The organism is Duganella sp. BJB1802 (genome assembly GCF_013369445.1).
Classification (GTDB): Bacteria; Pseudomonadota; Gammaproteobacteria; order Burkholderiales; family Burkholderiaceae_D; genus Rugamonas; species Rugamonas vulcania_A.
Genome location: NZ_JABWEF010000003.1, coordinates 282,294 through 295,200, shown reverse-complemented (window position 1 = coordinate 295,200; position 12,907 = coordinate 282,294). Strand labels below are relative to the sequence as shown.

General features: G+C 66.1%; 11 protein-coding genes. 5 read left to right on the top strand and 6 right to left on the bottom strand.

Annotated features, from left to right (window positions below):
* Positions 1–8: 8 nt before the first annotated feature.
* Both glcE and glcF read left to right on the top strand, forming a co-directional pair.
* Positions 9–1,082 (top strand): glycolate oxidase subunit GlcE, encoded by a 1,074-nt coding sequence (gene glcE / locus HUX88_RS06755; protein WP_176361249.1) that lies wholly within the window; start codon positions 9–11, stop codon positions 1,080–1,082.
* Positions 1,083–1,090: 8 nt separating this feature from the next.
* Entirely contained in the window at positions 1,091–2,314 is a 1,224-nt protein-coding gene (glcF, locus tag HUX88_RS06750; RefSeq protein ID WP_176361248.1) for a glycolate oxidase subunit GlcF, read from the top strand.
* Here glcF and HUX88_RS06745 read toward each other — a convergent pair.
* From HUX88_RS06745 to HUX88_RS06730, 4 genes are all read right to left on the bottom strand, one after another.
* Positions 2,297–4,807 carry an EAL domain-containing protein gene (locus HUX88_RS06745; RefSeq protein ID WP_176361247.1) on the bottom strand — a complete coding sequence of 837 codons (2,511 nt, stop codon included), beginning with the start codon at positions 4,805–4,807 and terminating at the stop codon, positions 2,297–2,299. The genes glcF and HUX88_RS06745 overlap by 18 nt on opposite strands.
* 166 nt (positions 4,808–4,973) lie before the next feature.
* Positions 4,974–5,459: a glutathione peroxidase gene (locus HUX88_RS06740; protein WP_176361246.1), complete on the bottom strand. Its 486-nt coding sequence runs from the start codon at positions 5,457–5,459 to the stop codon at positions 4,974–4,976.
* A gap of 15 nt (positions 5,460–5,474) precedes the next feature.
* Entirely contained in the window at positions 5,475–6,611 is a 1,137-nt protein-coding gene (locus HUX88_RS06735) for a PilT/PilU family type 4a pilus ATPase (RefSeq protein WP_117012946.1), read from the bottom strand.
* 203 nt (positions 6,612–6,814) lie between these two features.
* Positions 6,815–7,858 carry a type IV pilus twitching motility protein PilT gene (locus tag HUX88_RS06730; RefSeq protein WP_117012947.1) on the bottom strand — a complete coding sequence of 348 codons (1,044 nt, stop codon included), beginning with the start codon at positions 7,856–7,858 and terminating at the stop codon, positions 6,815–6,817.
* Between the two features lie 80 nt (positions 7,859–7,938).
* Between HUX88_RS06730 and HUX88_RS06725 the strand changes: the two genes are divergently transcribed.
* Genes HUX88_RS06725 through HUX88_RS06715 form a run of 3 tightly spaced genes read left to right on the top strand, consistent with a single transcriptional unit; the run spans position 7,939 to position 10,449 of the window.
* The gene (locus HUX88_RS06725) at positions 7,939–8,643 is read left to right on the top strand and encodes a YggS family pyridoxal phosphate-dependent enzyme (RefSeq protein WP_176361245.1); all 705 of its coding nucleotides are present in this window, start codon (positions 7,939–7,941) and stop codon (positions 8,641–8,643) included.
* A gap of 2 nt (positions 8,644–8,645) precedes the next feature.
* Positions 8,646–9,470 (top strand): pyrroline-5-carboxylate reductase, encoded by an 825-nt coding sequence (gene proC, locus HUX88_RS06720; RefSeq protein WP_176361370.1) that lies wholly within the window; start codon positions 8,646–8,648, stop codon positions 9,468–9,470.
* Positions 9,471–9,510: 40 nt separating this feature from the next.
* Positions 9,511–10,449, top strand: coding sequence for a PHB depolymerase family esterase (locus HUX88_RS06715; RefSeq protein ID WP_229219229.1), 939 nt, complete (start codon positions 9,511–9,513; stop codon positions 10,447–10,449).
* A 1-nt stretch (position 10,450) separates the two neighbouring features.
* Here HUX88_RS06715 and HUX88_RS06710 read toward each other — a convergent pair whose 3' ends face one another.
* The gene (locus HUX88_RS06710) at positions 10,451–11,581 is read right to left on the bottom strand and encodes an SO2930 family diheme c-type cytochrome (protein WP_229219228.1); all 1,131 of its coding nucleotides are present in this window, start codon (positions 11,579–11,581) and stop codon (positions 10,451–10,453) included.
* Positions 11,581–12,840, bottom strand: coding sequence for a parallel beta-helix domain-containing protein (locus HUX88_RS06705; protein WP_176361242.1), 1,260 nt, complete (start codon positions 12,838–12,840; stop codon positions 11,581–11,583). Before HUX88_RS06705 ends, HUX88_RS06710 begins: the two co-directional genes overlap by 1 nt.
* Positions 12,841–12,907: the final 67 nt, after the last annotated feature.

The window sequence follows — 12,907 nt, the reverse complement described above, 5'->3', positions numbered from 1 at the left end:
GGAGCGACATGACGACCGAATCGTATTCCCACATCGCCGAGCAGTTCAGCGAACGCATACGCGTCGCCAAGGACGCCGGCACGCCGCTGCGCCTGCGCGGCGGCGGCACCAAGGACTGGTACGGCCAATCGCTGGACGGCGAGGTGTTCGACACGCGCGCCTACGCCGGCGTGGTTTCCTACGAGCCGACCGAATTGGTGATCACCGCCCGCTGCGGCACGCCGCTGGCGGAGATCGAAGCGCTGCTGGCCCAGCACCATCAGATGCTGGCGTTCGAGCCGCCGCGCCACGGTGACGCGTCGACCATCGGCGGCGTGGTGGCCAGCGCCTTGTCCGGTCCGCGCAGGGCCAGCGCCGGCGCGGTGCGCGACTTCGTGCTCGGCGCGGTGCTGATGGACGGCCATGGCGAGGCGCTGCGCTTCGGCGGCCAGGTGATGAAGAACGTGGCGGGCTACGATGTCTCGCGCCTGCTGGCCGGTTCGCTCGGCACGTTGGGATTGGTACTGGAGGTGTCGCTCAAGGTGCTGCCGGTGCCGCTGCGCGAGGCCAGCCTGGGCTTCGAGATGAGCGAGATCGAGGCGCTGCGCCATCTGAACGAATGGGCCGGCCAGCCGCTGCCGATATCGGCCAGTTGCTGGCATCAGGGCGTGCTGACGCTGCGCCTGTCCGGCGCCGAGGCGGCGGTTGAAGCGGCGCAGCGCAAGCTGGGCGGCGCGCCGCTGCCGGACGACGCGGCGTTCTGGACCTCATTGCGCGACCAGACCCACGGCCATTTCGACGGCGGCGCCTTGTGGCGGCTGTCGGTGCCGCCGGCGGCCAGCGCCATCATCCTGCGCGGTGAACAGCTGATCGAGTGGGGCGGGGCGCAGCGCTGGCTCAAGGTGGAATCCGCCGACGCCGAACAAGCCGCCGGCATACGCCGCGCCGTGGCGGCGGCCGGCGGCCACGCCACGCTGTTCCGCGGCGGCGACAAGAGCGTCGGCGTGTTCCATCCATTGGCGCCGGCCGTGGCGAAGATCCACGAGCGGCTCAAGCACTCTTTCGATCCGGCGGGGATCTTCAATCCCGGCCGCATGTACTAGCGAACCCCATGCAAACCAATCTCGCCGATTTCATCAAGCACACCCGCGAAGGCGAAGAGGCCGACGCCATCCTGCGCGCCTGCGTCCACTGCGGCTTCTGCACCGCCACCTGTCCCACCTACCAGCTGCTGGGCGACGAGCTGGATGGCCCGCGCGGCCGCATCTACCTGATCAAGCAGGTGCTGGAAGGCGCGCCGGTCACGGCCAAGACCCAGACCCACCTGGACCGCTGCCTGACCTGCCGCAACTGCGAGACCACCTGTCCGTCCGGCGTCAAATACGGCCGCCTGATCGACATCGGCCGCAAGGTGGTGGAGGAGCGCGTGCAGCGCCCGTTCGCCGAACGCATGAAGCGGCTGGTATTGAAGGAAGGCTTGCCGCGCAAGGCGCTGTTCAAGGCGGCGCTGCGTGCCGGGCAGGTGTTCCGGCCGCTGCTCTCGCCGGCGATGCAGGACAAGATCCCGGCGATGCAAGGCGCCGGCGTGTGGCCGTCGCGCCAGCACGCGCGCAAGATGCTGGTGCTGGAAGGCTGCACGCAGCCGGCGATGGCGCCCAACATCAACGCCGCCACCGCGCGCGTGCTCGACGCGCTGGGCGTGCAGCTGGTCGTCGCGCCCAAGGCCGGCTGCTGCGGCGCGCTGCGCCACCACCTCAACGACCAGGAGGCGGCGCTGGACGACATGCGCCGCAACGTCGACGCCTGGTGGCCGTACGTGCAGGACGGCGCGGTGGAAGCCATCGTGATGACGGCATCCGGCTGCGGCGTCACGGTCAAGGAATACGGACACCTGCTGGCGCACGACAGCGCCTACGCCGGCAGGGCGCAGCGCATCTCCGAGCTGACGCGCGACCTGAGCGAGGTGATGCCGCAATTCGAGGAGGAGCTGACGCGCCGCGTGAGCATCAGGGAGCGCGTGGCCTATCATCCGCCCTGCACGCTGCAGCACGGCCAGCAGATACGCGGCAAGGTGGAGGGCGTGCTGCGCGCGGTCGGCGTGGACGTGGTGCTGTGCGCGGACAGCCATCTGTGCTGCGGTTCGGCGGGCACGTACTCGCTGCTGCAGCCGGAATTGTCGCTGCAGCTGCGCGACCGCAAGCTGGCCAACCTGGCCGACACCGGCGCCACCGCCATCGTCTCGGCCAACGTGGGCTGCACCGCGCACCTGCAATCGGGCACGGACACGCCGGTCAGCCACTGGATCGAACTGCTCGACTCAGCCCTGAATAAATAGCGGCATCTGCGCCGTGCCGCCGGCCGGCTCGCCGTGCAGGCTGAGGATGGGCGGCAGCTGCGCGGCCGCCTGCCACACGCCCGCGGTGTTGAAGCTGGCGACCCACGGCAGCACGTCGTCCGCCGGCATCGGCCGGGCGATGCCGTAGCCCTGCACCAGATCGCAGCCCAGGCGCATCAGCATGGCGCCATGCTCGATGGTCTCCACGCCCTCGGCGATCACGCCCAGGCCGAAGGACTTGGCCAGGCCGATGACGGCGCTCACCAGGTGCAGGTCGTCGCGGTCGACCAGCATGTTGCGCACGAAGCTCTGGTCGATCTTCAGCATGTCCGCCGGCAGCCGCTTCAGATAGGACATCGACGAATAGCCGGTGCCGAAATCGTCCAGCGCGAAGCTGATGCCCAGCGCCTGGCAATCGAGCATGATGCTGCGCACATGGGCGATGTCGCTCAGCGCGGACGACTCCAGGATCTCCAGCTCCAGCATGTGCGGGGGCACGTCCGGGAACTCGGCCAGGATGCCCTTCAGGCGGGCGACGAAATCGGCGCGCTGGAAATGGCGCGCCGCGATGTTCACGCTGATGACCCAGCGCGCGTCGAACGCGCGCCAGAACTGCAGCTGGCGCAAGGCCTCGCGCAGCACCCACTCGCCGATGTCGACGATCACGTCGCTGTGTTCGACGATGGGCAGGAAGTCCATCGGTCCGACCACGCCGCGCAGCGGATGCGCCCAGCGCAGCAGCGCCTCCATGCCGACGATGCGGCCCTTGCGCATGTCCAGCTTGGGCTGGTAGTAGAGCCGCAGCTCGCCGGCGCGCAGCGCGGCGCGCACCTCGGTGCGGCGGTTGTGGTGGGTGCGCACCTGTTCGTCCAGGTCGGCGTCGAAGAAGTGATAGCGGTGGCGGCCCATGATCTTGGCCTGGTACAGCGCCTGGTCGGCGTGGCGCAGCAGGCTGTCGGCGCTGATCTCGTTGCCGGTGTAGACCGCCACGCCGGCGCTGGCCGACATGCCGACCGCCTTGCCCGCGCACACGTAGTCGCGCGACAGCGCCGTCATCAGGCGGTCCAGCGCCTGCTCGACGGCGGCGCGGCCGTTCATCTCCGGCAGCAGCAGCACGAATTCGTCGCCGCCCAGGCGCGCCGCGTAATGGCGCTGGCCGGCGAAATCGTGCAGGCGGCTGGCGGCCTGCTTGAGGATCTCGTCGCCGACGTGCTGGCCCATGGTCTGGTTCACGTGCTGGAAATGATCGAGGTCGAACAGGCACACGGCCAGCAGGTAGCCCTCTTCGCGGGCGCGCGCCACCTCCTGCTCGAAGCGGCTGGCCAGCGCCGCGCGGTTGGGCAGGCCGGTCAGGATGTCGTGGTTGCTCTGCCAGGAGATCTGCTGCATCAGCTGGCGGCGCTCGGTCACGTCGCGGAACACCAGCACAGAGCCCTGCACCTCGTTGTGCGCGGAGCGGATCGCGTTGGCGGTGTATTCGACGGTGACGATTTCGCCGAGGCGGTTGCGCAGGCTCTGGTTGCCGACCTTGATCACGTCGCCGCCGGCGTAGATCTGCGCCATCGCCTTGAGCAGCGAGTGCTGGCCGAAGTTATTCGCCAACACGAACACCTGGTGCAGCTCCATGCCGCGCGCGCATGCCTCGGACCAGCCGGTGAGCTGCTCGGCGACGTCGTTGACGGTGGCGATCTTGCCGTTCAAATCGGTGGTGATGACGGCGTCGCCGATCGACGCCAGCGTGACCTCGATGCGTTCCTTCTCCACCTGCAGCAGCGCCTGCGCCTCCAGCGTTTGCGCCAGCTGCTCGCTCAGTTTGTGCTGGCTTTGCTGCAGCTTGTGCACCAGCGCCTGCACGCGCTGCGCCATGTTGTTGAAGGTGACGGCCAGCATGCGCGCCTCGGGCGTGCCGCGCACCGGCAGGCGCACGCCGTGGTCGCCGTTCTGGAAGCGGGTGGTGGTCTCGGTCACGCGCTGCAGCATGCGCTGGTTGACGAAGATGATGATGCCCAGCAGTGTGTAGATGATGGAGATGTTGATCAGCGAGATGATGGCCTGCTGGTGCAGCGTGCGCCACACCTGGGCCAGCGGCAGCGTCGGTTCGAAGGCCAGCACCAGGCTGGCGTTGCCGATGTAGACGGTGCGGTTGATCGGCTGCAGGCCGTCGAGGTTGCGGAACCAGTCCGGGTAGTCGGGCGGCGGCGCCGCGCTGCGCAACGCTTCGAGATGGCCGCCGGCGTAGTCCAGCCGCGCCGCCACCAGGTCGGCCTCCAGCAGCAGGGCGCCGGCCAGGGTGTTGTCGAGGGCGGCGCGGTCCGGCGTGGCCAGGGCCGGCAGCAGCGCCTTGTGCAGGTAGACGCCCAGTTCGCCGGCGTCCTTCTGGTAGCGGGCGTTGGCGTAGGCGGTTTCGGACTGGAACAACAAGGTATATCGCAAGCCCACCACGACGGCGATGATGAGGAAGATAGGGACGAACAAGCGGGAGTAAGTCCCCATCCGCATCCAGCGCGACAGTAGTTTTCCAAACAACGACATAGGCGACGGATTCGATTCTTGGAAATGACCAACGGCCATTATTACCGAAAAGTTAACCGAAAGCACGTTTTTTGGAAAACGTTTTCACTCTTTTTACAATTTTTTATGTCCTGCCGCCGGGACTGTCTTATTCCGCCAGCAGTTTAGCGATGTCGGCGGCCAGCTCCTCGGGCTTGGTGGCGGGGGCGTAGCGCTTGTAGACGCTGCCGTCCTTGCGGATCAGGAACTTGGTGAAGTTCCATTTGATGGCCTCGGTGCCGAGGATGCCGGGGGCGTCCTTTTTCAGCTTGATGAACAACGGATGAGCGTTGCTGCCGTTGACGTCGATCTTGGCGAACAGCGGGAAGGTGACGCCGTAGTTCTTTTGGCAGAAGGCGCCGATCTCGTCGGCCTGGCCCGGCTCCTGCGCGCCGAACTGGTTGCAGGGGAAGCCCAACACCACCGCGCCCTGGTCCTTGAACTGCTGGTAGATCGCCTCCAGGCCCTGGTATTGCGGCGTGAAGCCGCACTTGCTGGCGGTGTTGACGATCAGCAGGACCTGGCCCTTGTACTGGTCCAGCTTGATGGGGGCGCCGGACAGGCTGTCGGCGGTGATGTCGTAGAGTGTGTTCAAAATGTTCCTTTGGTTTTAGATGAGGCCGAGGTGTTCGGTGCCGGCCGAGAGGTCGCGGTTCTTGGCGGCCTTGCCTTCGAGCTTGATGGCCAGGCGCAGGTCGTTGACGGAGTCGGCGTTGCGCAGCGCGTCCTCGTAGCTGATGATGTCGGCCTCGTGCAGGTCGAACAGCGACTGGTCGAAGGTCTGCATGCCCAGCTCGCGCGACTTCTTCATCAGTTCCTTGATCTCGTGCACTTCGCCCTTGAAGATCAGGTCGGAGATCAGCGGCGAGTTGAGCATGATCTCGATGGCCACCGCGCGGCCCTTGGATTCCTTGCGCGGGATCAGGCGCTGGGAGATCATGCCCTTCAGGTTGAGCGACAGGTCCATCAGCAGCTGCTGGCGGCGTTCCTCGGGGAAGAAGTTGATGATGCGGTCGAGCGCCTGGTTGGCGCTGTTGGCGTGCAGCGTGGCCAGGCACAGGTGGCCGGTCTCGGCGAAAGCGATCGCGTGGTCCATGGTTTCGCGGTCGCGGATCTCGCCGATCTGGATCACGTCCGGCGCCTGGCGCAGCGTGTTCTTCAGCGCCACCGCCCAGTCGTCGGTGTCGACCCCGACCTCGCGCTGGGTGACGATGCAATTCTTGTGCGGGTGGACGTACTCGACCGGATCCTCGATGGTGATGATGTGGCCGTAGCTGTTCTCGTTGCGGTAGCCGACCATGGCGGCCAGCGTGGTCGACTTGCCCGAGCCGGTGGCGCCGACCATGATCACCAGGCCGCGCTTGGACATGACCACGTCCTTGAGCACCTCGGGCAGGCCGAGGTCTTCGAGCTTGGGGATCTCGCTGGTGATGGTCCGCAGCACCATCCCAACCGAGCTCATCTGCACAAACGCCGACACCCGGAAGCGGCCCAGGTCGCCGGGGCTGATGGCGAAGTTGGCTTCCTTGGTCAGTTCGAAGGACGCGGTTTGCTTGTCGTTCATGATGGAGCGGGCCAGGTCCATGGTGTGGGCCGAGGTCAGCACCTGCGACGACACCGGCGTCATCTTGCCATCGATCTTGATCGCGGGCGGAAATCCGGCGGTGATGAACAGGTCCGAGCCCTTCTTGCTGGTCATCAACCGCAGCAGGTCGAACATGAATTTGGATGCCTGGTCGCGTTCCATGATGTGTCCTTTTTCGTTAACAACTTTGGGGTCAAGTCTGACATTCGGACACGACCTCTGCCGTGGGCTTGGGGTCAAGTCTGGCATTCGGACACGAGCTCAACCGTAGGCGCTGCCTAGGGCTGAGCTCGTGTCCGAATGCCAGACTTGACCCCATTTTTAGGGTTGAGTTCGTGTCCGAATGTCAGACTTGACCCCATTTTTTAGCCGGGGAAGTTGTCCGGGGTCTTGGCGGCGTTGCGGGCGGTGGCGGCGCTGATGACGTTGCGCCGCACCAGGTCCGTCAGGTTCTGGTCCAGCGTCTGCATGCCGACGTTGCTGCCGGTCTGGATCGCCGAGTACATCTGCGCGATCTTGGCTTCGCGGATCAGGTTGCGGATCGCCGGCGTCGCCACCATGATCTCGTGCGCCGCCACGCGGCCGTTGCCGTCCTTGGTCTTGAGCAGCGTCTGCGAGATCACCGCCTGCAGCGACTCCGACAGCATCGCCCGCACCATCTCCTTCTCATCGGCCGGGAACACGTCGACGATGCGGTCGATGGTCTTGGCCGCCGACGAGGTGTGCAGCGTGCCGAACACCAGGTGCCCGGTCTCGGCCGCCGACAAGGCCAGCCGGATGGTCTCCAAGTCGCGCAGCTCGCCGACCAGGATGGCGTCCGGATCCTCGCGCAGCGCCGAACGCAGCGCGTTGTTGAACGACAGCGTGTGCGGCCCCACCTCGCGCTGGTTGATCAGGCATTTCTTCGATTCGTGCACGAACTCGATCGGATCCTCGATCGTCAGGATGTGGCCGTACTCGTTTTCGTTGAGGTGGTTGACCATCGCCGCCAGCGTGGTCGACTTGCCGGAGCCGGTCGGCCCCGTCACCAGCACCAGCCCGCGCGGCTTGAGCGCGAACTCGGCAAAAATCTTGGGCGCGTTCAGGTCCTCCAGGCTGAGGATCTTGGATGGAATCGTCCGCAACACCGCCGACGCCCCGCGCTCCTGGTTGTAGGCGTTGACGCGGAAACGCGCCAGGCCCGGAATGGCGAACGAGAAGTCGCATTCGAGCATCTCCTCGTAGGCCTTGCGCTGGCCGTCGTTCATGATGTCATAGATCATGCCGTGCACATCCTTGTGCTCCAGCGGCGGCAGGTTGATGCGCCGCACGTCGCCGTGTACCCGTATCATGGGCGGCAGCCCGGCCGACAGGTGCAGGTCCGAGGCCTTGTTCTTGACGGAGAATGCGAGAAGTTCGGAGATGTCCATTTATAATCCCTGTGCCTGACGTTGGTGCGGTGCCCGCTGCGGCGCCTGCCCTTGTTTTTAACGATTTTTACTCGATGATTATGTCCCTGATCCCCCAGAACTTGCAAGCAATCACCTCGACAATCGTTGCCGCAGCCCAAGATGTTGGCCGTGCGCCGCAATCGGTGCAGTTGCTGGCCGTCTCCAAGACCTTCGGGCCGGAGGCGGTGCTGGAGGCGGTGCAGGCCGGCCAGCGCGCCTTCGGCGAGAATTACCTGCAGGAGTCGCTGGACAAGATCGCGGCGCTGAAGGCGGCCGGCGCGCCCGCGATCGAGTGGCATTTCATCGGCCCGATCCAGAGCAACAAGACGCGCCCCATCGCCGAGCACTTCGATTGGGTGCACACGGTCGAGCGCGAGAAGATCGCGCAGCGGCTGTCCGAGCAGCGGCCTGAGGGCATGGCGCCGCTGCAGATTTGTTTGCAGGTGAATATCAGCGGGGAAGCCAGCAAGAGCGGCGTGGCCCCGGCGGAACTGGCGGCGCTGGCCCACAAGGTCGCGGCGCTGCCCAATCTCACCTTGCGCGGCCTGATGGCGATCCCCGAGCCGGCCGAAGACTTTGCGCAGCAGCGGGCGGCTTTCGCCCAGCTGCGCGTGCTGTACGAGCAGTTGCGCGCCGATGGCCTGGCGCTCGACACGCTGTCGATGGGCATGTCGGCCGACCTGCGCGCCGCCATCGCCGAAGGCGCGACCATCGTGCGCATCGGCAGCGCCATTTTTGGTTCACGAAACTACAACAAGGCTTGATGATGAAAATAGCATTTATCGGCGGCGGCAACATGGCCTCCGCCCTGATCGCGGGACTGGCCAACAAACTGACCGCCGGCGCCAACATCCACGTGGCCGATCCGAACGCGGAAGCGCTGGCCCGCCTGCACCAGCAGTTCGGCGTGACCACGGCCGGCGGCGCCGATGCCGCGGTGTCGGCGGCGGACGTGATCGTGCTGGCGGTCAAACCGCAAAGCATGCGCGAAGTGGCGGCGCAGTTGCTGCCGCTGATCGACAAATCCAAACAGCCGTTGATCGTCTCGATCGCGGCCGGCATCCGCATCGTGGACCTGTCGCGCTGGCTGGGCGGCTACAGCGCCATCGTGCGCTGCATGCCCAACACGCCGGCGCTGATCGGCATGGGCATCACCGGCATGGCCTGCACCCTCGGCGTGAGCGCGCAACAGAAGCAGGCGGCGGACGATATCCTGCGCGCCGTCGGCCCGACGGTGTGGCTGGACGACGAGTCGCAGATCGACGCGGTGACGGCGGTCTCGGGCAGCGGCCCGGCCTATGTGTTCTACTTCATCGAGGCGATGCAGCAGGCCGCGCAGGACATGGGCCTGAGCGCGGAGCAGGGCAGGCAACTGGCGCTGGCCACCTTCGCCGGCGCCTCGCAACTGGCGGTGCAGTCGACCGAGCCGGTGTCGCTGCTGCGCGAGCGCGTGACGTCGAAGGGCGGCACCACCTACGCGGCGCTGACCAGCATGGAGGCCGGTGGCGTGAAGGGCGCGATTATCCAGGCGATGAAGGCGGCCCAGCAGCGCGGCAAGGAGATGGGCGACGAGCTGGGTTCCTCCAACTAAGACGAAAGGCTGCATGATGACGGTAGTTCGATATCTCCCCTTGATTGCAGCCTTCACCGTTTTGCAGGCGGGCGCCGCGACCATCGTCGCCGAGACGATGCAGCGGCCGGAAGGACCGCGCACCTATTTGCTGGCGCAGCCGGCGTCGCCGGCGGCGGGCAAGCTGCCGCTGGTGATTCTGCTGCATGGCCACATGGGTTCCGCCAATCTCACCCTCGGCAAGGGCCGGATAGACGATCCGGCCGCCGCCTGGCTGGACGTGGCCGACCGCGAAGGCTTGCTGCTCATCGCGCCCGACGGCGCCAGGGGCAGCGACGGACAGCGCGGCTGGAACGACTGCCGCGCCGACGCTCCTTCCAATCCCAAGACCGACGATGTCGGCTTCATCGCCGCGCTGATCGACCAGGCGGTGGCACAGCACAACGCCGATCCGTCGCGCGTGTACTTGTCCGGCATGTCCAATGGCGGCGGCATGGTGTACCGGGCGGCGATCGAGCTGGGGCCGCGCTTGGCGGCGGTGGCGGTGTCGAACATGCTCATGCCGGTGAAGAATTTGTGCCCGGCTCCCAAGCGCGCCTTGCCTATGCTGGTGGCGCATGGGACCGAGGACAAGATCGTGCCTTACGCCGGCGGCGAAGTCGGCCACTCGCTATTGACGGGGCGCGGCTCCAACATGAGCGCAGAGGAGTCGGTGAAGTATTGGCGCGAGCTGGCGCAGCTGCCGCCCGCGCCGGCCGTCACGCAGGTGCCGCATCGCGATGCGGACGATAAGACGTCGCTGGTGCGTTATGTATGGGGCGCTGATCCCAAGAGTGTGCAGGTCGAATTCCTGAAGATGGAAAACGCCGGCCACGTGCAGCCCAGCGCCGCGCACCGCCTGCCGCCGCTGATGCTGTCGATACTCGGCAAGCAAAACGGCGACATCGAATACGCCGACGAAACCTGGACCTTCTTCAAGGACAAGCGTGTCGCGCCATAAGCTAGGCGCCGTCGCAGCCTTGCTTCATCGCCGCGATCCACGCGCGTATCAGTTCCACGCCTTCCTTGTGCACCGAGCCGCGTCCCAGTTCCGGCATCATGATGCCGGTCTGGTCGGAGCTTAGCCGGTAGACCATGATCGACTCATCCGGCTTGCCCGGCGCGATGCCGTAGCCATGGCCGCCGGTGCCCGCGCCCGCCGCCACCGGCGGCTTGCACAAGCCCAGATGCAGGTCCGCCGGCGCGCCGATGTTCAGGTGCAGCGCCGTGGTGTTGGCCGCGCCCTTGTCGTTGTGGCAGTGGGCGCAGTTGATGTCGAGGTAGGCGCGGGCGCGCGCGTCCAGCGTCTGGCCCTGGTCGCGCCAGTTGGCGTTGTGCGGCGCGGCCGTCGCCGCGTTGGCCGGCACGCCAGTCAAGTAGCCGATGCGCGCCAGGTAATCGAGCTGGTTGACGCTCACGCCGTCGTAGCTGTAGCTGCGGTTCATATGCCGCGCCTTGGGACCGATCGGCTGGAACTGGCGCGACTTCACATCGGCCACGTGGCAGGACGCGCACTGGTTCACGTTGGGCACCACATAGGTCAGGGGCTTGCGGCTGCGGTCCTCGTGCACCACCTCCAGCGGCACCTGGTCGCCGGTGCGCGCGAGCACGGCCTCGGTCTGCTCGGCGTTCCAGACGTAGGGCAGGGCGATCCAGCCATCGGCGCGGCGCACCAGCAGCCGGGTTTCGACCAGGCGCACGTTGGCCAGGTCGAGCTTGTCGCCGCCGGTTTTGCTGGTGTCGTAGGTGGCCAGCACCGCCTTGGCGGGACCGTCCGCCTTCGGATAGTAGAAGGTCTTGCTGATGATGGTCCCGACGGGGAACTCGAAGCTGGTGTCGGCGTTGTAGACCGCGCTTTGGCCCTTCGGCATCCACACGGTGCGCAGCTTCTGCGCGTAGTCGGTGAACAGCGGCGTGTTCAGGTCATAGGGCACCACGCCGGTGTTCAGGTTCAGGCGGCCGCCGGAGACGGCCATCAGGTGCCAGTCGCTCAACCTGGCCGGATTGCCTTCGGTGATGAAGCTCACCGGGGCCTGGGTCTGCGTGCACGCCGCGAGCATCAGCGCGCACGCTGCTGCGCTCAGTCTCGCCATCATGACTGCGCGGCGAGTTGGGTGATCGTCACCGGTGGCAGCTTGGCCAGCTCGCAGCGGAACGGCGCCGTGTCCTTGCTGGGGTTCTTGTATTTGTTCGGACCGTCGGCGTTCAGCACGTCCACGCCGTCCTGGATGCAGATGCGCTGCTCGGCCGGCAGCACGCCCTTGACCAGCAATTTGGTGTCGACGTAGCCGTCCCACAGCACGTCGGGCAGGTGCCCGCTGATGCCGTACATGGCGATCTTCAGCGCCTTCAGATCGAGGCCGTCGGGCGAATCGCCGCCGCCCTTGAAGCGGTTGCCGTACACGTAGATCGCCTTTGGATACGGGTCGTAGCCGGCGGCCACTCCTTTCTCGGTGTAGTAGCCGGTGGAGTGGTAGCTGGAGATGATGACGTTGGCGGTCTGGTTGTCGGTGACGTCGTTGTCGAAGATCTCCACTTTCGAATTGGAGTTGATGACGATGCCGGAGCCGGCCGGCACGCTGGCCACGGCCGTGCCGCGCGCGGCGAAGTTGCCGAGGTTGTTCTTGTCGACCTTGTTCTTGTACACGCGGGTGCTGTGCCCCGGCTGCGACAGGTTGGGCATGTTGAACACCAGGATGCCGCCGGTGTTGTTGGTGGCGACGTTGTCGTAGACGTCGGCGTTGATGGTGTTCTCGATCTCGATGCCGGCCACGTTCTGCTCGGCGCGGCAGCGGCGCACCACGACGCCGTTGGACTGGCCGACGTAGATGCCGGCGTCGGACGCGGCGATGGCCACGCTGTCCTCGATCAGCACGTTGCGCGTCTTGACCGGGTAGATGCCGTAGGCGCCGTTGGTGACCTTGGAGCCGCCGGTCCACTGCACCTTGACCTTGCGGATGGTGATGTTGTCGCCGTCGTTGATCTTCAGGCCGTCACCCTTGGAGTCTTCGATGGTCAGGCCCTCGATGGTGAAGTTGCTGGCGTAGACCAGCATGCCCTCGGGTCCGGTGACCTGGCCCTTGAACGAGAGGATGGTCTTGTCCATGCCGGCGCCGCGCACCGTGACGCCGTTGCCGCGCAGGGTCAGGCCGCTAGTGAGATGATAGGTGCCGGCCGGGATCTCGACCACGCTGCCGGGTTTGGCGTCGAGCAGCTGCTCCTGCAGCTTCTTCTGGAACGCCGCGTCGGCGCTGGCTTGTTCCGCCGAGACGGGCGCCTCGGTCTTGCCGCAAGCACCCAGCAGGGCGCTGATCGTACCGCAAAGAGCAACTGCGCGTATGGCCTTGTACATGTCGTCCCCTCATGCTAATTATTAGATGTAGAGTGCTTGGCAACATTGAGTATAGCAGCATGTTTTG